Source organism: Sporosarcina sp. HYO08 (assembly GCF_001563475.1).
Classification (GTDB): domain Bacteria; phylum Bacillota; class Bacilli; order Bacillales_A; family Planococcaceae; genus Sporosarcina.
In genome coordinates this window covers 99,384-121,846 of sequence record NZ_LPUT01000023.1, presented here as the reverse complement: position 1 = coordinate 121,846, position 22,463 = coordinate 99,384, and the positions used below count along the sequence as shown (strand labels likewise).

At 41.7% G+C, this 22,463-nt stretch carries 21 protein-coding genes; 10 read left to right on the top strand and 11 right to left on the bottom strand.

Translation table 11 applies throughout. The annotated features are described in order from the left end of the window. Nucleotides 1-33 precede the first annotated feature (33 nt). The 6 genes from AU377_RS07620 (at nt 34) to AU377_RS07595 (ending at nt 8,750) form a co-directional block, all read left to right on the top strand. Nucleotides 34-1,116, top strand: a complete 1,083-nt coding sequence (locus AU377_RS07620; protein WP_067406479.1) for an undecaprenyldiphospho-muramoylpentapeptide beta-N-acetylglucosaminyltransferase — start codon at nt 34-36, stop codon at nt 1,114-1,116. A 175-nt stretch (nt 1,117-1,291) separates the two neighbouring features. Then, on the top strand, nt 1,292-4,105 hold the full coding sequence (locus tag AU377_RS07615; RefSeq protein ID WP_067406475.1) for a 2-oxoglutarate dehydrogenase E1 component: 2,814 nt from the start codon (nt 1,292-1,294) through the stop codon (nt 4,103-4,105). A gap of 108 nt (nt 4,106-4,213) precedes the next feature. Next, the gene (gene odhB / locus AU377_RS07610) at nt 4,214-5,437 is read left to right on the top strand and encodes a 2-oxoglutarate dehydrogenase complex dihydrolipoyllysine-residue succinyltransferase (protein WP_067406472.1); all 1,224 of its coding nucleotides are present in this window, start codon (nt 4,214-4,216) and stop codon (nt 5,435-5,437) included. A gap of 107 nt (nt 5,438-5,544) precedes the next feature. Beyond that, nucleotides 5,545-5,742 carry a DUF6501 family protein gene (locus AU377_RS07605; RefSeq protein WP_067406469.1) on the top strand — a complete coding sequence of 66 codons (198 nt, stop codon included), beginning with the start codon at nt 5,545-5,547 and terminating at the stop codon, nt 5,740-5,742. 232 nt (nt 5,743-5,974) lie between these two features. Next, on the top strand, nt 5,975-6,838 hold the full coding sequence (locus tag AU377_RS07600) for an AAA family ATPase (protein WP_067406466.1): 864 nt from the start codon (nt 5,975-5,977) through the stop codon (nt 6,836-6,838). A 10-nt stretch (nt 6,839-6,848) separates the two neighbouring features. After that, on the top strand, nt 6,849-8,750 hold the full coding sequence (locus tag AU377_RS07595; protein WP_067406463.1) for a nitric oxide reductase activation protein NorD: 1,902 nt from the start codon (nt 6,849-6,851) through the stop codon (nt 8,748-8,750). 15 nt (nt 8,751-8,765) lie between these two features. On the opposite strand, the gene AU377_RS07590 is transcribed toward AU377_RS07595, so the two are convergent. Both AU377_RS07590 and AU377_RS07585 read right to left on the bottom strand, forming a co-directional pair. Then, nucleotides 8,766-9,959 (bottom strand): toxic anion resistance protein, encoded by a 1,194-nt coding sequence (locus AU377_RS07590; protein WP_067406460.1) that lies wholly within the window; start codon nt 9,957-9,959, stop codon nt 8,766-8,768. Continuing rightward, nucleotides 9,949-10,611 carry a 5-bromo-4-chloroindolyl phosphate hydrolysis family protein gene (locus tag AU377_RS07585; RefSeq protein ID WP_067406457.1) on the bottom strand — a complete coding sequence of 221 codons (663 nt, stop codon included), beginning with the start codon at nt 10,609-10,611 and terminating at the stop codon, nt 9,949-9,951. Before AU377_RS07585 ends, AU377_RS07590 begins: the two co-directional genes overlap by 11 nt. A gap of 196 nt (nt 10,612-10,807) precedes the next feature. Here AU377_RS07585 and AU377_RS07580 point away from each other — a divergent pair, with 196 nt between their 5' ends. Both AU377_RS07580 and AU377_RS07575 read left to right on the top strand, forming a co-directional pair. Then, nucleotides 10,808-11,110, top strand: a complete 303-nt coding sequence (locus AU377_RS07580; RefSeq protein ID WP_067406454.1) for a DUF1033 family protein — start codon at nt 10,808-10,810, stop codon at nt 11,108-11,110. Nucleotides 11,111-11,386: 276 nt separating this feature from the next. Next, the gene (locus AU377_RS07575) at nt 11,387-11,587 is read left to right on the top strand and encodes a cold-shock protein (protein WP_067406451.1); all 201 of its coding nucleotides are present in this window, start codon (nt 11,387-11,389) and stop codon (nt 11,585-11,587) included. Between the two features lie 47 nt (nt 11,588-11,634). Here AU377_RS07575 and AU377_RS07570 read toward each other — a convergent pair whose 3' ends face one another. The 7 genes from AU377_RS07570 to bioD all read right to left on the bottom strand — a co-directional run bounded on the left by AU377_RS07570 (nt 11,635) and on the right by bioD (nt 18,983). Then, the gene (locus AU377_RS07570; RefSeq protein ID WP_067406448.1) at nt 11,635-12,345 is read right to left on the bottom strand and encodes a hypothetical protein; all 711 of its coding nucleotides are present in this window, start codon (nt 12,343-12,345) and stop codon (nt 11,635-11,637) included. A gap of 116 nt (nt 12,346-12,461) precedes the next feature. Beyond that, nucleotides 12,462-14,069, bottom strand: coding sequence for an ABC-F family ATP-binding cassette domain-containing protein (locus AU377_RS07565; protein ID WP_067406445.1), 1,608 nt, complete (start codon nt 14,067-14,069; stop codon nt 12,462-12,464). A gap of 753 nt (nt 14,070-14,822) precedes the next feature. Then, nucleotides 14,823-15,197, bottom strand: coding sequence for a PH domain-containing protein (locus AU377_RS07560; protein ID WP_067406442.1), 375 nt, complete (start codon nt 15,195-15,197; stop codon nt 14,823-14,825). A gap of 142 nt (nt 15,198-15,339) precedes the next feature. Next, the gene (gene bioB / locus AU377_RS07555; protein WP_067406439.1) at nt 15,340-16,338 is read right to left on the bottom strand and encodes a biotin synthase BioB; all 999 of its coding nucleotides are present in this window, start codon (nt 16,336-16,338) and stop codon (nt 15,340-15,342) included. Beyond that, nucleotides 16,335-16,922, bottom strand: coding sequence for a biotin transporter BioY (locus tag AU377_RS07550; protein WP_067406436.1), 588 nt, complete (start codon nt 16,920-16,922; stop codon nt 16,335-16,337). The genes bioB and AU377_RS07550 overlap by 4 nt, the downstream gene beginning before the upstream one ends. After that, nucleotides 16,915-18,294: an adenosylmethionine--8-amino-7-oxononanoate transaminase gene (gene bioA, locus AU377_RS07545; RefSeq protein WP_067406433.1), complete on the bottom strand. Its 1,380-nt coding sequence runs from the start codon at nt 18,292-18,294 to the stop codon at nt 16,915-16,917. Before bioA ends, AU377_RS07550 begins: the two co-directional genes overlap by 8 nt. Next, a complete protein-coding gene (gene bioD / locus AU377_RS07540; RefSeq protein WP_067406431.1) occupies nt 18,291-18,983 on the bottom strand; it encodes a dethiobiotin synthase in 693 nt (230 codons plus the stop codon). The genes bioA and bioD overlap by 4 nt, the downstream gene beginning before the upstream one ends. Nucleotides 18,984-19,256: 273 nt before the next feature. Here bioD and AU377_RS07535 point away from each other — a divergent pair, with 273 nt between their 5' ends. Further along, nucleotides 19,257-20,444, top strand: a complete 1,188-nt coding sequence (locus AU377_RS07535) for a CynX/NimT family MFS transporter (protein ID WP_082731963.1) — start codon at nt 19,257-19,259, stop codon at nt 20,442-20,444. Nucleotides 20,445-20,483: 39 nt separating this feature from the next. On the opposite strand, the gene msrA is transcribed toward AU377_RS07535, so the two are convergent. Both msrA and AU377_RS15285 read right to left on the bottom strand, forming a co-directional pair. Then, complete coding sequence (gene msrA / locus AU377_RS07530) at nt 20,484-21,011, bottom strand: peptide-methionine (S)-S-oxide reductase MsrA (protein WP_067406426.1); 528 nt, start codon at nt 21,009-21,011, stop codon at nt 20,484-20,486. Nucleotides 21,012-21,160: 149 nt separating this feature from the next. Continuing rightward, a complete protein-coding gene (locus tag AU377_RS15285; RefSeq protein ID WP_156450407.1) occupies nt 21,161-21,265 on the bottom strand; it encodes a YjcZ family sporulation protein in 105 nt (34 codons plus the stop codon). Nucleotides 21,266-21,478: 213 nt separating this feature from the next. On the opposite strand from AU377_RS15285, the gene AU377_RS07525 reads away from it, so the two are divergent. Then, the gene (locus AU377_RS07525) at nt 21,479-22,432 is read left to right on the top strand and encodes an LCP family protein (protein ID WP_067406423.1); all 954 of its coding nucleotides are present in this window, start codon (nt 21,479-21,481) and stop codon (nt 22,430-22,432) included. Nucleotides 22,433-22,463 lie beyond the last annotated feature (31 nt).

Genomic DNA, 22,463 nt, shown 5'->3' with positions numbered 1-22,463 from the left:
AATAAAAGATAAAAGGTAAGAGGTGAAGGGCCTTTGAAACGGCCAGTAGTATTATTAACAGGAGGCGGAACAGCAGGGCATGTTTCCGTCAATGAAGCGCTCATCCCATTTTTTAGTGAAAAGGGATACGAACTGCATTACATAGGGTCCCATGATGGGATTGAAAAAGAGATTATTGGCGATGGGCACTCAGAAGTCACATACCACGCCATTCAAAGCGGTAAGCTAAGACGCTATTTTTCCATGAAAAACTTTACGGATCCATTTCGTGTAGGGGCGGGTGTTTTACAAGCATACGGGATTATTCGTAAATTGAAACCTGAAATTATTTTCTCAAAAGGTGGTTTCGTATCGGTTCCAGTCGTACTCGCTGCGAAAATGGCAAAAGTGCCAGTCGTTACGCATGAGTCCGATGTCACGCCAGGTTTGGCTAATAAAATTGCATTGCCATTTTCTAACCATATTTTTACAGTATTTGAACAAACACTTCAATACGTACCAGCTGAGAAAGCGACTTGTACGGGTTCGATCATCCGCCCGGAATTATTTCATGGCAATCGGCAGGAAGGGCTGCGCATTGCGAAGCTTTCGGGCCAAAAACCGGTTCTCATCGTGATGGGAGGCAGCCAAGGTTCAGCCGTCCTTAATGAGGCCATTCGATCCGATCTGCCATCCATCTTAAATGATTTTGAAGTCATTCATCTTTGCGGTCGTGGTCATAAAGATTCATCACTCCATGGTCAAGAAGGCTATGCACAATTTGAGTACGTAACAGAAGAACTGCCGCATCTATTAGCTGCTTCGGACTTCGCGGTTTCCCGTGCTGGGTCGAATGCAATCTTTGAACTCCTTGCAATTCGAAAGCCGATGCTACTCATTCCATTATCCGCAAGTAAAAGCCGGGGCGACCAAATTTTAAATGCCTCTCACTTTAAAAAGTTAGGACTTGCGGAAGTCATTCAAGAAGAAGAAGTGGGTCAACGTCCATTTTCTGAAGAGTTGCGATCGTTTAGAAGTGAAGAAGACAACCTACTGCAAAAAATGCATGCAACGGCTTTGCCTAAAACGCCAGATGTAATGGTAGATCTTATTTTGTCCTATCGACACTTACGTTGAAACTTGCCTATCATCCAAAAAATCTGTCGTATTTGCTAGGAAGTAGGACAAATTTTTCATAAAAGTTCGATGTTTTGTAACAAACTCTTTTAGTTCAAGTGTTTGCATGGTACTATTAATAAGGATAAAAAGAATACACAATATGCCGAATTGGCAAATGTGGAGGTCATTTTACATGTCGAACAATGTTGTTTCCCAGCGTTCCCCATATGAACTTTTCTTGGGGCCTAATTTAGGATATGTGATGGAAATGTACGAACTGTTTAAAACGTCGCCAGAACTAGTCGATGCCGATTTAGCGGAAATGTTCCGCAAATATGGTGCTCCTGTTCTCGATCAAAAACAGACTGAAGCAGTTGGAGAAAAAATAGCATCAGCTGATTTTGGGAAAGTGCTGTCTGCATACAAATTACAAGACGGTATCCGTACATACGGACATCTAGCAGCTGATATTTATCCGCTGGGGGATCGTCCAAAAGATTCCACACGTTTAGAGCCTTCCTATTACGGGCTGTCGGAAACGGATTTACTTGCAATGCCGGCAACTTTGTTTTTTGACAATGTTCCGGTGAATGTTAAAAATGGACTCGATGCAGTCAACTATTTAAAATCATTGTACACAGGAAAAATTGCCTATGAATTTGACCAAGTCATCGATGAGGAAGAGCGTAATTGGATTCAGTCGAAAATTGAAACCGGAGAAATGTCTATTAAACTTTCTGCTGATGAGAAAAAGGCTTTACTAGAAAGATTGACGAGAATTGAAGGTTTTGAGAAGTTTATCCACCGCACATTTGTAGGTGCAAAACGATTTTCAATTGAAGGACTTGACACGCTCGTTACATTCCTAGATGAGCTTGTTCGCCGTTCAGAAGAAGAACAGGCGACGAAGAAGATCTTAATTGGAATGGCGCACCGCGGTCGCTTAAATGTATTAACCCATATTTTAAATAAGCCATATGAGATGATGTTTGCGCAGTTTGCCAATGTGCCGGATGAACCATTTTTACCAGAAGATGGATCACTTGAAACGACACGCGGTTGGTTTGGCGATGTGAAATACCATATGGGTGCTTTATATAAAGGAAAATCCGGCATGGAACGTTTCCTTGCTTACAACCCATCGCATTTGGAAGTTGTCAACCCTGTTATTACAGGACAGACACGCGCAGCACAAGAAAATGTTGGGCAACCTGGTATTCCTGAACAAGACACGAACGCAGCTTATGCAGTATTAATTCACGGTGATGCAGCGTTCCCGGGTCAAGGGATTGTGCCGGAAACATTCAACTATAGCCGTGTCCGTGGATTCCAAACAGGTGGTTCTATCCACGTCATTGCGAATAATATGATCGGATTTACGACAGAATTCTATGATTCTAGATCTTCCCATTATTCATCTGACGTTGCAAAAGGATTTGAAGTGCCTGTTATTCACGTCAACGCAGATTGCCCGGAGTCGGTCATGGCCGCGGCATCGTTTGCATTTGAATATCGTCAGAAATTCGGCAAAGACATTTTGATCGATCTCATCGGCTATCGTCGCTATGGCCATAACGAAATGGATGAGCCGTTAGTGACAAATCCGCTCATGTATCATGACGTTCACCGTCATTCGACTGTTCGCGAAATCTACGGGGCAGAGCTAACGGCATTAAATATCTTGTCTGAAGATGAAGTGAAACAGCTTGATGCAGATGTATTTGCAGAAATGCAAGCCGCTTACGACACGGTGAAAGAGCAATCTTCAAAAGCAGAGCCGATTTCGAATGCTACACCTGAAGTTGTACTGGCAGGTTATCCAAGAGATCTCGCGACCGGTGTTGAAGAAGATCGCCTACGCCGTATGAACGAAGAATTGTTGACGTATCCAGAAGGATTCAACGTTTTCAGTAAGTTGGAACGTATTTTAAATCGCCGTAAAGATCCATTCAATGGAAAAGGAAAAATTGACTGGGCGCATGCAGAACAGCTAGCATTTGGTTCAATTCTTCAAGACGGCAATCCGATCCGCATCACAGGTCAAGATGTACAGCGCGGAACATTCGCCCATCGTCACCTTGTCTTGCATGATGAGAAAACAGGCGAGGAGCTTGTGCCGCTTCACCATATTAGCGATGCCAATGCCTCATTTGTTGCCTATAACAGTCCGCTTACTGAAGCAGCGATCGTTGGGTATGAGTTCGGTTACAATATCGAAGAACAAGAAGCATTATCCATTTGGGAAGCGCAGTACGGTGACTTTGCCAATATGGCGCAAGTGATGTTTGACCAATTCGTGTCATCGAGTCACTCGAAATGGGGGCAGCAGTCTGGACTTGTTATGCTGTTACCGCATGCGTATGAAGGGCAAGGACCCGAACACTCCAGTGCACGCCTAGAACGATTCTTACAACTTTGCGGGGAAAACAACTGGACAGTCGCCAATCTATCAAGTGCGGCAAACTATTTCCATATTTTACGCAGACAAGCAAAAATGCTTGGATCGGAAACAATGCGTCCGCTCGTACTCGTATCACCAAAATCATTGCTTCGTCACCCGCTCGTCGGTGCAGACGTCAGCGACTTAGCGGAAGGACATTTCCAAACGGTTCTGGAACAGCCCGGAACTGGGAAAAACACGGATACTGTTGAGAAGATCTTATTTGCAAGTGGTAAAATGGCAATTGATCTCGCGGAACGGGTGAAAGATGGAGCCGGTTTTGACCATCTGCATATTGTTCGTGTGGAACAGCTTTATCCATTCCCGTCGGAAAAGATTGCAAACATCATTGCACGTTATCCGAATGCTAAAGAACTTGTTTGGGTTCAAGAAGAACCGCAAAACATGGGATCTTGGTCATTTGCACTGCCATATATGCTAGACTTAGCGAATGGCAAAGAGGTGAATTATGTTGGACGTATCGATCGTTCAAGTCCATCAGAAGGTGACGGAGAATCGCATAAAATTGAGCAAACTCGTATTATTGCAGAAGCATTAAAGCAATAACCATTTTATTTAATATAGATCCGATAAATGTTAAGCGCGTAAACGATATATTTTATAACAGTAATTGGCGGACCGCCGTTTAAACGGTAGATTAGAGGAGGAATTATTGTGGCAGAGATTGTCGTACCAGAACTTGCAGAATCGATTACAGAAGGAACAATTGCAAAATGGTTAAAACAACCAGGTGAGCAAGTAAACAAAGGTGAATTCATCGTTGAACTTGAAACGGACAAAGTAAACGTCGAAGTTATTTCAGAAGAAGCAGGCGTTGTCAGTGAACTTCTAGTTGCAGAAGGTGATACAGTTGAAGTTGGCCAAGTCATTGCACGCGTAGGAGAAGGCGGGGCTGCATCAGCACCAGCTGCTGCACCTGCACCAAAAGCAGAAGAAGCGCCAGTCGCACAAGCAGAACCAGTTGCGGAAGAATCTAGTTCAATGGATCGCGCAATCGCAAGCCCAGCGGCTCGTAAATTGGCACGTGAAAAAGGAATTGACTTAAACGCAATTTCTCCAGTAGATCCAATGGGACGCATTCGTGTACAAGATGTTGAGGCACATGCCGCTGCGCCAAAAGTACCGGCAGCACCAGCAGCACCAGCAAAAGCTGCTGCACCAGCCCCGGCACAAGATGATGGCCGTGTGACGCGCGAAAAAATGACGCGCCGCCGCCAAACAATTGCGAAACGTTTGCTTGAAGTAAAGCAGTCTACTGCAATGCTGACAACATTTAACGAAATTGATATGACAAACGTGATGGAACTGCGTAAACGCAAAAAAGACGACTTTTTCGAGAAAAACGATGTACGTCTTGGATTCATGTCATTCTTCACAAAAGCAGTTGTCGCTGCATTGAAGAAATATCCGTATGTCAATTCTGAAATTGATGGCGATGAAATCATCTTGAAAAATTACTATGATATCGGAATCGCTGTTTCAACGGATGGTGGCCTTGTTGTACCGAACGTTGTCGACGCTGACCGTAAAAACTTCGCAGAAATTGAAGCTGCTATTGGTGAGCTTGCTGTAAAAGCACGTGATAACAAGTTAACAATTGCTGATATGACAGGTGGTTCTTTCACCATTACAAACGGCGGTGTATTCGGTTCATTGATGTCAACACCGATCCTAAATGGTACGCAAGTTGGGATTCTCGGTATGCATACTATTCAAAGACGTCCAATCGCAGTTGGTGACAACATCGAAATCCGCCCGATGATGTACGTAGCACTTTCATATGACCACCGCGTCATCGACGGAAAAGATTCTGTTGGCTTCTTGAAAATGGTCAAAGAATTAATTGAAAATCCAGAAGACCTGCTACTTGGTTCTTAATTTAAATCGTAAGTGCGAATAAGTTCGATAAATTAGGGACATGATGTTCTTACAATTATGGAACAAAATGGATAGATCAATTTAAATTTGGAAGGCTTGATTCAAAAATGAATTTCAAAAACTGGCCGGATGCACCAACGCTTCGAACGGTAGTTTGTAAACATGCCGACGCCGAAAAATATGTTGTAACAAATGTTCTCACACCGGGGAAGGAGTATGAAGTGAAAAACGAAACAGAAGAATTCGTTTTCATCATCGACAACACCGGTAAAGTCGGAGGCTATTATAAGACATATTTTGAATAACCAAAAGCTCCGGCGGCCCGTTTAGCTCCGACAAGCGCTGGAGAGCTTGAACGGAAGGCGTTTTTTGCCTTTCGCTTCAAGATCGAAGCGACTCGAGGAGCTGGGCCGCCGGAGCTAGACGAAACAAAAGCGTTTGGCGCCCGAAGCTAGACGAAACAATTCCCGGTACCCCATATGGTGTACCGGGTTTTTTATATGAAGTTTACGTGAACTCATTACGGGAGGTTTTTTTATGAACAGCTTGGTAGAACAAGAACAGCAAAAGCGGAAAAGTATCGACCATTCAACTGCTGACGGACAGTTAGTTCAAGAAGGTGGTTACGTGTCTCCGGATCCTTATTTGTGGGAAGATGTACTCGTCAGCGTTGTGTTGAAAAAGCCGGTCTTATTAAAAGGACCATCGGGTTCAGGAAAAACAAAATTAGCGCAAACAATTTCCCATTATTTTGGGCAGCCCATGCATAGCGTCAACTGCTCTGTCGATTTAGATGCGGAATCTTTACTAGGCTTTAAAACAATTATTAGCAAGGATGGACAAACTTTCATCGAATTCGTTGAAGGTCCTGTCATTCAAGCGATGAAAAAAGGACATATTTTATATATTGATGAAATTAATATGGCAAAACCTGAAACGCTGCCGATTCTTCACAGTGTACTCGATCACCGCCGCATGCTGACAAATCCATTTACAGGCGAAGTCATTTTTGCCCATGAAAATTTTACTGTCATTTCGGCAATTAATGAAGGTTATGTTGGAACTTCTCCGATGAACGAAGCATTGAAAAACCGTTTCGTTTCGTTTTCTGTTCCGTATTTAACAGGAGACCAATTGAAAACAGTAATGGAAGAAACACTACCTCATAGTTCCACACAGCTCGTTGAAACATTTTTAGCAATTGGTGAAGATTTGCGGAAACAAGTTGTGAATGGGATGCTTTCCGATGAAGCGGCGTCGGTTCGGAGTTTACTAGATGCATTGGGTCTGGCAGAACATATTCCAGTTAAGCGTGCAGTTCAATACGCGATTGCTGAAAAACTGGAGGATCGAATTGAACGGGAATTGGTCATGGAATTACTCGAAACATGGGTGAAATGAGGCGATTGCTATGGTGAAAATGAATCGATTCATCCAATTTAACGATGAAACGGTAGATGCACGTACGCTTTTATTGTATGAGCGATTGGGCCGAGCGCTCGCAGATGCACCTTATCTTGAATTGACCGAAAGAAAACTGTTAGAATTCAGACCTAAAGAAGGCGCAGTCTCCATGAGTGTTTTTTGGCGTCATCGGGCGGAAGATGTTATACATGCGGGTCGTCTTTCCGATATTTATCTGTTAACGGCAGGCTTTTGGAAATGGTTCAGTGTGAAACCATGGCTCGAAATGATGGAAGAGTACCGAGCGCATCCGTTGCGAAAATTTATGGCTGAAGTTGTACTGATGCTGGAAGAATTTCGATTAATGGATGTCATCTTAAAGCAGCGCCCCGGAACTGAAAATGCTTTTGACGTACGGCGTAATGCGTATCTTCGCTTTCATCGAGATGGATTGTCAGCGAATATGCAAAAAGGATTTTTGGCAGAAGCGATGATGAATCAATTGTTCATCAGTTTACATGAAGGGATGTTTGCGGAAACAGCAGTCGATTGGGATCCGATCGATATTACACTGATTCAATCTGTTTTACAGCATGCCTATGATTCGAAAACAACACAAGATAATATTTACTTAGCCGAAAGAATCGTCGGCATTGTGGAGCAATCCTTCGAAAACGATTTAACGTTCCAATTTTATGCCATCGGGGATTCGATTACCGAAGAAAACACGGTGTTTCATTACCATAAAGGAATGGCGGATGCTGAAAGAGGGGAAGAGGAACGAAAGGAAACGATCGAAGAAGTGTTCCGCTCCTGGCATCGGGAAAGTGAAGACGAGTCTGGCATTCACTTAGAATATGAATTGGAGCATGGCCGTTCAGGAAAAAGTGATGCAAATGATGCTACGCCTGGAAATGAAGAAGCCGAAATTGAAGAAACGGGCTATGGTCAATCAGAAGGAGATGACAGCGATCGTTGGTCGGACGTTGAAAGCGATAAAAAAGACCAACGTGAACGAAAAGTAAAGGCCGGAAAAATATTTGGGAAAGAGCATCTGAATGTCGTGTATGAAGAAAAGCAACTCGAACCGATACAGGATCATGATAGTAAACAAAAGCTTGTGATTTGGCGAGAAGAGCAAAAGCCTTTCGTTCGTTCGTTTGTAGAAGAAATGAAAAAGCGAATCGATTTGAAAGAAGATTCGAAGCGGGAAAGGCTTATGAAAGGAAGGTTATCGACAAAGCTCACAACGATGGTTGTCGATGAACGACCGAAGCCGTTTTACCGGAAAAATGCGCCTTCCATTGCGTTGGACGCGGTGTTTGGCCTCTTGGTCGATGGGTCGGCTTCGATGATCGATAAATTGGATGAAACGAAAAAAGCGGTTTTACTTTTCCATGATGTGTTACGTCAATTGCAAGTGAGTCATGAAATTTCTTCGTATTATGAAGATGCGTATCATGCGTCAAAAGACGAGCAGCCGAATGTGTTTGAACTGATGCATTCGTTTTCCGATCGCAATCGGGATAACGGATTGTCCATTTTATCCTTCGATGCGCATGAAGATAATCGCGACGGTTTTGCGATACGCTGGATGGCAGATCGTCTGCGAAGCCGCCCAGAAAAGCATAAGTTTTTACTCGTTTTCTCAGATGGCGAGCCATCTGCATTCGGTTATGATCGAAACGGTATTTTGGATACGGCCGAAGCAGTCATAGAAACTGAGAAGAAAGGCATATCGGTTATTCATTTATTTTTATCGACGGATGAGCCAACAGAGGATCAGCGAGCAGTCTTTTCGACGATGTTTGGACATAAAACCGCCTCGTCTAGTTCTGTAGAGGATTTTGCGGATCAAACATTACGAATTTTACGAAAGTTGCTTGCAATTGTCATTCGGAATACATGAACAACAAAAACCGCCTTAAGAAGGGCGGTTTTGTGTTTTTTCATGGACAGCTAACAGGCGCTGTTTTAGTTCTTCTTCCATTCGTGAAATTTCTACTTCTGCCGCTTTGCGTTTCGCGCGGCCATCTGCTTGAATGAGAAGTGTTTCTTCGATTGTTTGGATTAAGTTTTCCTGTGTTTTCTTTAAGGTGTCGATTTCAATGATACCGCGTTCGTTTTCTTTAGCGGTTTCGATGGAATTTAATTTAAGCATTTCTGAGTTTTTGAGTAACAGGTCATTCGTCGTTTTCGTTACAAGTTTTTGAGATTCCACCGCTTTACGCTGCCTATTTAATGTGAGCGCAATGGCAATTTGATTTTTCCATAATGGAATGGACGTCATAATGGATGACTGAATTTTTTCGGCAAGCGTTTGATTTGTCTGTTGGATCATCCGTATTTGCGGGGCACTTTGAATGGTGATTTGACGAGATAACTGTAAATCATATAATCGTTTTTCCAACCGATCTAAAAATTGGCCCATGTCATTCACTTCCTGGTACGCCATTTGATCATTCGAAGCTTCTGCTTGTCTGCGCATTTCTGGGATGAGAACATTGGCGATTTCATCGCGTTTTAGTTCAGCTGCCGCAATGTAAACATTCAAAGCTTGAAAATAGGTTTTGTTTTGTTCATAGAGCCGGTCAAGCATTTGAACATCTTCCATTAAACCGCGCTTGGAATGTTCTAATTGAACACCGATTCGATCAATTTGGGTGCTCAGTTTTTGATATTTCGTCATCATTTCTTGGATCGAGCGAGTCGCACGATTGAAGAGTCTTCTTAACCCTGATTTCTTCTTTTCCGATAATTCTTCTGGGTCGATATCTGATAGTTTATCCATCAAATCTTTCAAAATATCTCCGACTGGACCAATGTCTTTACTTTGCACATGATCCAGCATTTGATGGGAGAACTTAGACAATTCATTTTGCGCATTCGTGCCATATGTCAAAATTGCTTCGTAATTGCCAACCGGAATTTGGTCCGAAAGCTGTTTCGCTTTTGCTTTTTCTTCATCTGAAAGTCGGTCGATCAATTTAATAGGAGTTCCGCTTTCGGCAACTTCTACAGGCATTTCTTTCGTTAAAACAGATTCCTGTATATCAAATGGATTGTCTAGTAAGTCATCAAATGTTTTCACTTCATTTTGGGCTGTGTTATTTTCCATCGTTGTGGGGGTCCCCTTTCATTTCAAGCAGCGGCTTGTTTCGTTTCATCGTCGCATCGACAAAGTCGATTTCCAGTTGTAGCTGTTCGATATCTGTTGAGAGTGCACTGCGCAAATCTTGCTCTAATTGTTTGTTCACATCGTTCAACGTTTCTCGCGTATTGTTTAATGCGATGCGAAGTTCTGTGTCTTTTAGCGGTTGATTCACAAGCATCGCATATTTAGATGTCAACTCAACTGCCGAATCTAAATGTGCATAGAAAAATTTTTCGACATGATAAAATTTTGAAGGATTCGTTCGAACGATATTTAAAATTTTACGAGAAAGTGTATTCATTTCATGAAGCTGACGAAAAGCTTGGATCGACCGAACTTGTCCATAGAGGCCATTCAATCGTTTCAGTTTGAGCTTGGCTTCTGAAATTTGTTTTTTTATATGATTGAATTCGGATCGGGTCATTCTGAGCTGCTTCAAGTCGGATGCAATCTGAATTTGTTTAATCGAAAATGAACTACCGGCATATATGGCTAATAATAGGCCTGTTGCCACATAGAAATTCATGCCCGCACCTAGAATAAAATAGATCCATGATCCAAAACTAATTGGTGCTGTGATGAAGTGTCTGACGAAAAATTGTTTAAGTTGCTTCATCGATCGCAGACCTCCTTTCGCTATCTTACATACGTTTTTAAATATAAAAAGTTTCAATTGCTTCTTTAATTATACCCGAAAAACAGGATGCACACATTTGTTTTGAATCAATTCCTTTTTCAAGCATAATAATAGACAAACCCATGAACTTTGCTAAAATGAAAATCATTCAGCCATTGTAGTGGGGGAGACGAATATGTATGAAGTTATTTATATGAAAGCAGATTATGAGCCGTGGTGGATGTTTGAAGATTGGGAAGAAATGATTCGGTCCAGACAAAGTTTTCATACGATAGAAGAAGCACGAAGCTATTTGGAACAAATGCTGGGAGATTTTCGCAATCAGTATGAACATGAAGAGATGCGAAAGAATTGCTTCTATGCATTTTGGACAAAAACAGAGACAGTTTATTGTGATGGATGCGATGATGACCAGCAAATTTACCATGGTGTGATTCTTATGAAAGATGGAAAGCCACACCGTATATTTGAACAGTAAAATGGTTAGGCTATTAAGTATGGTGGAATAATTTGAATATTTATTGTTTTGAGTTGACAAAAATGGTAGTTATGATATATTGGCAGTAACAATTGAAAATTTTTCGTGCGATCAGTTGTATGATTGGACGCTTGTCGGGACACGGATTTACCGAAGTAAACGTATTCACATATTACAAAAAGTGATCGGCGTTGTCGGTACTTTTTGTAATATGTGAATTTTTCTTTTTGGGAAAATTTGTATATTATTATTAAAGTTATTTGGAGGTTTGTTCACATGAAACAAGGTACAGTAAAATGGTTTAACTCAGAAAAAGGCTTCGGCTTCATCGAAGTTGAAGGTGAAGATGACGTATTCGTTCACTTCTCTGCAATCGAAGGGGAAGGTTTCAAATCATTGGACGAAGGTCAACAAGTTGAGTTTGAAGTTGTAGAAGGCAATCGTGGTCTACAAGCTGCAAACGTTTCCAAACTATAATTCGTACCGAACGTATAAAGAGGTGCCCTAAAATGGCACCTCTTTTTTCATTCATAAATTGTTTCGAGCATTGAGGTGACAGCCACTTCACCCTCTTCTAAATCCATGATCGTTTCGCGTTTTACTTCACCGAAACCAGGGACGAAGTATTTGCGATTGACGGAATCTTTTTCTTTCATTTCAATGACTGTTGCATCATCAAACGTTTTGTATGGTGTTTCTACAGATACATTTGTATCGACGACTGTCCAATTACCAAAATTTTTCCCTTTTGTAAGTGGGGCATCGATATAAAGTTCTGCGGGCGTCATTGCATCAAGATCTGCAAGCGAAGGAAAATCCTGTTCCATATCGACGGCTTGCGTATCGAGTAAATAAATTTGGTGGTCTTGGATTTTATAAACTCGTTGAACGAGTGCGCCGCCGTTATTTTCATGGACGATGATATAGTTTTCATAAGGATGAGCGACATCGATATCAAGCGATGCAAATTCATTGCCCTCGCCTTTAAAATGCGCTTTTGTGCCGTCAGGTAAGAAAAAATCTAACATCGAGATTTCTGCATCTGTTTTATCTTTTGTTTCCCCGTTATCCTGATCAGCGTTTTTCCCGTCTACGCCATTGTAAACTGTTTCATCTTCTTTCGTTGCCGTCCCTGTACTTTCCCCGGAATTATTAAGATTCGTGCTCGTTTTAGAGCACCCAGCAAAAATGACTACTGCTAGTAATAGGTAAATGAAAAGATGTAGTCGTTTCATTTAAAAACACACTCCTTTCAATTGGTTTACCCAATTAGATGTTTTTCATGCGGTTGTGTTACAGATGCTTTTTTGGGAAATAAAAAAGCCGTCTCCCGAAGGAAACGACTTTACAATTAAGCTAGTTTTTCTTGTTTCTCTTTCCACTCAAGGTATTCTTCATAATTCATCATTTTATCGAAAATCGTCCCGTCTTCACGGATTTCGATAATACGGTTTGCGACCGTTTGGATGAATTGTTGGTCATGCGATGTAAAGACCATTGCGCCTTTGAATGCGATGAGACCGTTGTTGAGTGCTTGAATCGATTCAAGATCCAAGTGGTTCATCGGCTCATCAAGCAACAGAACGTTCGCGCTTGAAAGCATCATTTTTGAAAGCATGCAGCGAACTTTTTCTCCACCTGAAAGGACAGATGGCTTTTTCTTTACTTCTTCACCGGAGAAGAGCATACGACCAAGGAATCCGCGTAAGAATGTTTCTGTCTGATCTTCCGGGGAATATTGACGCAACCATTCGACGAGTGTTTCTTCATTTCCATTGAAGTACTCGCTATTATCGAGCGGGAAGTAAGCGCGGGATGTCGTAACGCCCCATTTAATCGTCCCGGAATCTGGTTGTGATTCTTCCGCCAGCAATTCGAGAAGTGCTGTTTTTTGAAGCGGGTTACCGAGTAAAATGACTTTGTCTTCTTTATTAAGCGTAAAGTTTGCATCTTTAATCATTACTTTGCCGTCGACTGTTTTTGTAACATCTTGAAGCGTTAACACGTCGTTACCAATTTCACGTCCGATTTGGAAGTTAACGAAAGGATAGCGGCGGGAAGACGGTTTAATGTCATCCAACTCAATTTTTTCAAGTGCCTTTTTACGGGATGTCGCTTGTTTGGATTTCGAAGCGTTTGCGCTAAAACGTGCAACGAACGCTTGAAGCTCTTTAATTTTCTCTTCTTTTTTCTTATTTTGATCTTGCGCCATTTTCAGTGCCAATTGGCTGGACTCATACCAGAAATCATAGTTACCAGGGTAAATTTGAATTTTCGAGAAATCCAAGTCCGCAATTTGCGTACATACTTTGTTCAAGAAATGACGGTCGTGGGATACGACGATGACTGTGTTTTCGAATTCAATTAAGAATTCTTCCAGCCACTGAATTGCTTTTAAGTCCAAGTGGTTTGTCGGCTCATCCAAAAGAAGAACGTCAGGCTTACCGAATAATGCTTGTGCAAGAAGCACTTTTACTTTATCGGAACCCGTAAGCTCGGCCATTTTGACATGGTGAAGATTTTCAGAAATGCCAAGACCTTGAAGTAAAATCGCCGCTTCAGATTCTGCTTCCCAACCATTCATCTCCGCGAATTCACCTTCAAGCTCCGCTGCGCGCATGCCGTCTTCATCGGAGAAATCTTCTTTCATATAAATCGCATTTTTTTCAGTCATTACTTCGTACAGACGTTTGTGACCCATAATGACCGTATCAAGTACTTCGTTTTCCTCGTACTCGAAGTGGTTTTGTTTTAAAACGGCCATACGCTCATCTTTGTTCATAATGACGTTTCCAGTTTGCGGCTCAATTTCACCCGATAAAACTTTTAAAAACGTCGATTTACCTGCACCATTCGCACCGATTAAACCGTAACAATGTCCAGGGTTGAACTGTATATTCACATCTTCAAACAGCTTGCGATCGCCGAATTGAAGGCTTACATTACTCACTGCAATCATTCGAAATCCTCCTAAATTCACAATGCTCCTATTATAGCACGAATTAATCCATAGGAACAACGATGATTGATGGAGTAGGGGGATAAGGGAATAGCGGAAACCTGCCCCCAAAAAAACAATGGACTCAATACAAAATATGTGATAAAAAGCCAATTAAATTTTTGCTTTCTTATTCCAGTCATTTTGCCGATGAATCTAACTTATCCAAGAAAAAACGACGGTGTATATAACGAGAACATAATAAAACTCGCTAGTGCATATAAAAAAGTATCGTCCGCATATAGTCTAACCTATAATTCTAATCCTCCCCGCACAATCGGTTAAATGGTTAATTATCCATTAAATTTACTTGGGAGCAGTGTCGATCGGATTCCAATAATTTTGCTTTACTTTATCAGTTAGTAGTGTTATGATGGTTTAATGCTAATCGAATAAACTTGAAATATCATAGATGAAAGTACTAATTTTGGCGTTCTTGATGAATCATTAAGAACTAATCACACTGGATCGACTTCGGAGTCGTAAGGATGTATGAGAGGTAGGGCATACGTCGTTTAGGTTTCAGGAATACTACCGCGGCGATAATTCGTCTTAAGATATTCGGAACATCAAGTCATTTAACATATTCGTGAAAAAAAGTCACCATTTATGGTGGCTTTTTTTATTTTGCGGAGAATTTGGTGTTGATCTAGGGGAGAGGATGATTTGTTTTTTGGCAAAAGAAAAGCCCGGCGGAGGGCGGATTAGTCAGTATTAGACACAGACATTCGCTAATACTTTTTGGATGTCGTAAATGCTGTTGTCTTTTTTAAATTGTTTTTGAATAGGGTTAGCTAATCCTGACACCCATATTTTTAACTCAGCGTCCAGGTCAAAACGGCCGGCTGTCTCTACGCTGAAATGAGCAATGCTTCTGTAAGGGATTGAATGATAGTCAACCTTTTTTCCAGTCAATCCTTGTTTGTCGACGAGAATCATTCTCTTATCTGTAAACATGATTAAATCCCGAATCAATTTAAACGCAACATCTACCTCTTCCTGGTCTGAAAGGATTGGTTCTACTTCTTTTATCACATCTTCCTTGTTAGCTGTCGAAGCATTTCCTAACAATGCATTTAAAAACCCCATGAAATACCTCCATCTAAAAAATGAATGTAGTTTTCTATCTTTAGAACAATGTACACCACGTTTAACTGAAAAGTAAAATTATTTGACGACTGAGTAAAAAGGTCGACAAAAGGTCTTTTTGCAGCCCTTTGTCGACAATTGGTTAAGAAGAAAACACTTCTTCCTGCTTCGGCATTAATTCAATCTCAAACCCTAAGTCTTCTAAAATTTGATAGTCTGTATTCGCCAGTTGTCCGTCTGTTGTTAAATAGTTGCCGATGAAAATGCTGTTCGCTGCATATAATCCCAACGGTTGCAACGTACCTAAGTTTACTTCGCGGCCGCCCGATATGCGGATTTCTTTCGTCGGATTGATATAACGGAATAGGGCTAACACTTTCAAACAGTACCGCGGGTTTAGTTCTTGCACACCTTCTAATTTTGTCCCAGGAATCGCATGCAAGAAGTTAACAGGAATCGAGTCGGCATCTAACGCGCGAAGCGCGCGGGCAATGTCGATGACGTCTTCTTTTGTTTCCTTCATGCCGATAATCGCACCGGAACAAGGTGAAATGCCATGTTTTTTTGCAATTTCAACGGTATTGACCCGGTCCTCATACGTATGCGATGTTGTGATATAAGAGTGATGGCGCTCCGATGTATTTAAGTTATGATTATAACGGTCTACGCCAGCTTCTTTTAATTGTGCGGCTTGCTCATCCTTTAAAATTCCTAGACAAGCACAAACTTTAAGACCGTATTTCTCTTTAATTTCCTCCACCGCTTCACTGACGACTCTAACGTCTTTTCGCGTTGGTCCTCTGCCGCTCGCGACAATGCAAAACGTTCCGACTTTATTGTCAAACGCGCGTTTGGCACCTTCTAAAATTTCTTCTTTTGTAATGAAAGGATACTTTTCAATTTCGGCTGTTGAAATGGAGGATTGGGAACAGTACCCGCAGTTTTCCGGACAATAGCCGCTTTTTGCGTTGATAATCATATTTAATTTTACTTTCTTTCCATAGTAATGCTTGCGAATGTGAAACGCACCATTTAATAGAAGCAACAGGTCATCGTCATCGCAATTTAAAATGCTGTGTGCTTCCTCATTACTTATGATTTTCCCATCAAGGACTTCTTGTGCTAATTGAATCCAATTCATCGTATACTCTCCCTTGTCAGTTCAATTTGGTTATTTCGAATGGAAAAAACTGCTTTATATAAGCGAGTCGCGAGGATCCCCGTCAGTACGGAAATGACTATGTCGCCGCCAACGCTGTACACAAAACCAATCATGATGATATGTGCCCAGCTGCTTGGAACACCTAGCCATAGATTGAGCGCCAGATAAAGATACGGAACGCCGATTAAGTAAACGACGAACAAACCCGTAAGATTGGCGATCACAAAATGATGCGTCTTCGGACTTTGAATGCGCTCAATGATCCGACCGACGACAAACGCCGCCGCGATAAAGCCAATTAAATACCCGAATGTCGGCTGCAACACATAGCCAATGCCACCACCCTGTGTAAAGACAGGGAGGCCCGCCAACCCAATCGCGACATAGACCAATTGACTTTGCATCCCTTTTTTACTGCCCAGTAAACTGCCCGCCATAAAAGTAAATAAAATTTGTAATGTAAAGGGAACATAGGGCAATGGAATTTTAATGAAGGCACCGACTGCAGTTAACGCTGCGAATAAAGAGACAGTGACCAAAGAAAAAGTTGCGTGTCTACTCAACGACCATCACCTCTGCAGTTTCGAAATATTGTTGAATCGCTTCATTTGTAATGGAAATCATTTTCTCCATTTCTTCTTTTGTAATGACATAAGGCGGCATGAAATAGAGGACGTTTCCTAATGGTCGTAACAATAAGCCATTTTCTAAAGCGATTTTGTAAATGTGATACCCGACACGGTCACTGCTCGGGAAAGGCTCTTTTGTCACTTTGTCTTTCACAAGTTCGATCGCTCCAACCATCCCCACTTGTCGGTATTCGCCGACATACGGATGATCTTCGAATACTTCTGTAGCAATTTCCCGCATATAGGCACTTTTCAATCCAATTGCTTCTATATAATTGTCGTCTTCAAAAATCTTCAGAACTTCTAGTGCGACCCGGCATGCTAAAGGGTTTCCTGTGTAGCTGTGCGAATGTAAAAATGCTTTCATCGTTTCATAGTCATCGTAAAACGCCTCATACACATCATCTGTCGTTAAGACGACCGATAGCGGCAAGTAACCGCCTGTTAATCCTTTCGATAAGCACATAAAATCCGGAGTAATCTTCGCTTGTTCACACGCAAACATCGTACCTGTCCGACCAAACCCTACCGCGACTTCGTCTGCGATCAAGTGAACATCGTACTGTTCGCATAGCGCTTTTAACTGCTTCACATACGTCGGCGGATACATTTTCATTCCCGCAGCTGCTTGGATTAACGGTTCGATAATAATCGCGGCAATTTCTTCGTGATGCACTTTTAATTTTTCTTCAACGAATGAAAGACAAGGAGCACTGCAACTTTCCGGGTTCTCGTTAAATGGACATCTGAAGCAATCAGGACCTTGTGCACGTACAGTGTCTAACAAAAGCGGTTGAAAGACTTCATTATATAGACCGACGCCGCCGACCGAAAGTGCACCAAGCGTTTCACCGTGATAGGCATCTGTTAAAGCAAGAAAACGTTTTTTATTGGGCTTGTTTTTTTGCTGATGGTATTGAAAACTCATTTTCAATGCAATTTCGATGGCGGCTGATCCGCTATCTGCAAAAAACACTTTCTCCAAACCGTCCGGCGTATGTTCCACCAATTTTTCGGCTAATAAAACAGCCGGCTCATGTGTGAAGTTCGCAAAGATGACATGTTCTAATTGAAGCGCTTGCTCGGCTAGGGCGGTGCTAATGCGTTCATTTGCATGTCCAAATAAATTCACCCACCAAGAAGACACGGCATCCATATACTGCTTGCCATTTTCATCCGTTAGATAAATGCCTTTTCCATTTTTAATGACGATCGGTGGAAAATCCTCGTAATCTTTCATCTGAGAACAAGGATGCCACACGTGGTTTAAATCTCTTCTTTGTAAATCTGAAAGCATTGTGTTCATGTCGGTAACAACCTTTCAAAAAATTCTTTGTTTTCTACTCGTACCTCTTTTAACTCCGCTACAGTTGTTAAGCGAGGGAAGACGAGAATCGGCAATTTTGTCAGCTCTTGAATCGTTTGGATATTGTCTTTTTCTGTTTCGGACCCTTCAAAAGCATTCAATACAAGACCCGCAATCGGGATCTTTCTGCTTGTCAATGCTTCAATCGACAATAGCGTATGGTTGATCGTGCCGACTGTCGTGCGGGCAACGAGTACGACAGGCAGCTGTGATTCCTGAATCAGATCGATCAATTGCACATTGCGCTCTGAATCCAACGGAACGAATAATCCGCCCGCGCCTTCGCAAATGACATGGTCATACAGTGAGGTTAACTGTTGAATTTTTTCCAAAATGACATTCTGTTGAATAGTTGTACCGACTAAGCGTGCCGCATAATGAGGGGATGCTGGCTCCGGAAAAGAATAACTATTCAAATGTTCTGTAACGAATTCTTTTTCAGTGAACGATTGATAAAAATTCGTATCGCCGTAATAAGAACGCGAAGTGTCTCTGATGATGCCTGTTTGTACAGGTTTATAGGGAAGAACATTTTTACCTTGCGCCTGAAGATACCGCATGAAGTATGTAGTGATAATTGTTTTCCCGACATCTGTATCTGTCCCCACAACCCAAAAATGTTGTGTCATCAGCTTTTTCCTCCTTGCTTAACTTGTGTTAACCAATATGCTTTAAAGGTTAACACTTAATGGTAACTTTGTAAATATATAAAATAGGAAGTAGAATTAGAGAATCAATGCTATTGAGTCGATCCGCATTTGATGGACTAAGAATCTTGGAGCGGATTGTAAGTAGAGAAGGGAAGAGGCAACAAATAAATTGAGCGAAACTATATACAAGTAAGTGCTTGTACATTTACAATAGGTAAGGTTATTTGCAATTTGGAAAGTAGGAATTAAATCATGTCTGAACAAACCCAAACACAAAATCGGCTGTTGATTATTTTCGCTATTTTTGCATTGTCGATGAATATGCGGCCAGCGATTACATCGATTGGGCCTATGTTGGAAACGATCCGTGAACAGCTAACATTATCGAATGCACAAGTCAGTTTATTGACAGCTGTTCCTGTCATTTGCATGGGGATTTTTGCGACATTGGCGCCTGTGTTTCATCGTCGGATTGGCCTCAAGAAAACGATGTATCTGATGATTATTCTGTTAGGTGTAACGACAGCTTTCAGAAGCATTTCGGGCTTTGCGATCCTCATCGGGACGGCTTTTCTTGTCGGGATTATTATTGCCATCATGGGTCCGTTAATTTCGGCGATGATTAAGCAAAACTTTCCAGATCGGGCGGCTTCGCTCATTGGGGTGTATTCATTTGGTATGGGGGTTGGGTCAGCCGTGAGTGCGGGGCTAACGGCGGTCTTTTTTGAGTGGTCGAATTCGTACCGATTTGCGTTAAGCATTTGGGCGGTGCTTGCGGTCATTGGATTACTTTCGTGGTTTTTGGCCATGAAAGACCAAGTTGTCGTCCAAGAGCAGTCACAAGCTATTGTAAAAGCAGAACGAAAAAAAGCAAGCTCTCCGTGGAAATCTAACAAAGCTTGGCTGTTTCTTTTGTTTTTCGGGCTTCAGTCATCCGCTTTCTTTTCGATTATTACGTGGTTAGCACCGATTGCGATTTCGTCGGGTATGACGTTGCTCGAGGCGGGAACGCTGTTAAGTGTGATGACAACGGTTCAAATTTTCTTGAATATTGGTTTGCCGTTACTGATGGAACGTTTTCCGGCGCGTAAAACCTGGTTACTCTTTATGGTGCTGTCGGGTATCGTGTCGATTGTGCTTTTCTGGACCGGAATTCATGCACTCATGTGGGTCGGCGCCGTTTTCATGGGCATTCCGCTTGGTGGTCTGTTTCCGATCGCGTTACTATTACCGTTAGATGAAACTGATACGGCGGATGAAACGAATGCTTGGACAGCGATGATGCAGACAGGCGGTTTCATCATTGGGGGACTGTTACCACTCATTATTGCACTCGTCTATGACTGGACGGCGAATCATCACTATACATTTGGCATTATGTTGATGCTCTATATGGGCATGTTTATCCTGACATTTTTAATTGGCGATAAGAAGACATGAAAAAGAGAGGTTGGAATGTCACTTCCAATCTCTCTTTTTTCACGCCCAATGTTTGTTAATAAATTCATCTCGTCCGGATTTTGCACGGTCGGCTTCGTAATATTCCTTGTCTTTCAAATAATAATCTTGGTGATATTCTTCTGCTCGGTAAAACGTTTCTGCCGGTCGAATAGGTGTGACGATTGGCTTGTTGAAAATGCCGCTTGCCGCAAGTTTTTCTTTTGAAGCTTCTGCCAATTGACCTTGCTCCTCTGTATAGTAAAAAATAGCCGTCGTATACGAATGGCCGCGATCGTGGAATTGTCCTTCTGAATCGGTCGGATCAATTTGCTGCCAATAAATTTCGAGTAATTGATCATATGTAAAAATGGAAGGATCAAACGTAATTTCCACGACTTCCAAATGTCCTGAATCGCCTTTTTTTACATCTTCATAGGTAGGATTTTCTAAATGACCGCCCATATAACCAGAGACGACATCATGAATGCCATCCCATTCTTTAAACGGTTTCACCATACACCAAAAACATCCGCCCGCAAATGCTGCTTTTTCAAGTTGACTTGCCATGATCACCAACGCCTTTCATTATTAAATAGATTCATTATAACATATTTAAAAGACCGTCATGGAAAGGTGATTGCTTTCCAGACGGTCCACGATTTTCTACTTTAAAAGGTGAGGCAATGAGCGGTTATGATGAAATAGAACTTCTTTGATTAGTATACGAAGCTAGCCCCGATGATAATAAGTAGGATAAACAGAACAACAATCAAAGCGAAAGAAGCGTTATAGCCTCTACCTTCTCCACATTCATAGCCCATGCGTAGCACCGCCTTTCCTTCTAAATCTATTTGTATCATATGCAGGCGGTTTTTAAATGAACTGGGGAAAAGTCCTGGGTCATTAGAAGTTCAAAATGGAGCTTCGATGTATCTCAGTTTCAACAGGGATATAAAATGGTTATAATGAACACATGCAACCAAGACTCTTCATGTACGTCTTAAGTGAAGAGATTCATTTTTGGAGGAATACAAATGGAAGATCATTACGAACGGCCTACTAGAAGAAGAAGAAAAAAGCTTCGCATCGGTAGAGTCATCATGTTATTTACAACACTTTGCTTTGTAGGCATTGGATTCTTTTGTTATTTCCAATATCAAGAAGGGAAATCGATGGCAAAAGGAAATGTGATCGATCCAGGATCTTTTAAAGGAGATGCGATAGATCCAAATTATACGTCTATTGAAAATTATCTATTGCTTGGGATTGATAATGATGGCAGCGGCCGATATCGGACCGATACAATGATGGTGTTGTCATGGGATAAGCATGCAGGGGACATGCGTGTCGTTTCTTTTATGCGTGATATTTATGCAGATATTCCCGGGTACAAGCCATATAAACTTAATACTGCTTATTATTTAGGACGCGTACAAACGATAAAGGATACGATTACAGGCATGTTTGGGGTACCGATCCACCATTATGCAATTGTTGACTTTGACAATTTTGAATCGATTGTCGACATTACTTTTCCAAAAGGTGTAGAGATTGATGTGAAAAAAGAAATGTCCGAGAAAATAGGGGTTACGCTACTGCCAGGTAAAAAGCGGTTAAATGGAAAAGAGTTACTTGGGTATGCACGTTTTCGAGCAGATGCAGAAGGAGATTTCGGGCGTGTCGCGCGTCAGCAAGAAGTCATAAAGGCGATTAAAGATGAGGCGATGAAACCAGGGACGGTGCTGCAAATTCCGAAACTCGTCGGAGCGCTTTCTGGGTATATCCAAACCGACATTACGTCGAAGGACGAAATTTCGTACGCATTCTCCTTGTTATTGAAAAAAGGGGCGAATATTTCGACCATGACGATTCCTGTGGAGGGATCTTATGCATTTAAATATTATCCACATGCGGGATCTGTTATCGAAATTGATCGTGAGAAAAATCGGGGGCAATTAGAAAAATTTTTAAATATGAAGCTGGATTAACCGGTAGGTAGACAATCGCTAGACAAAAATT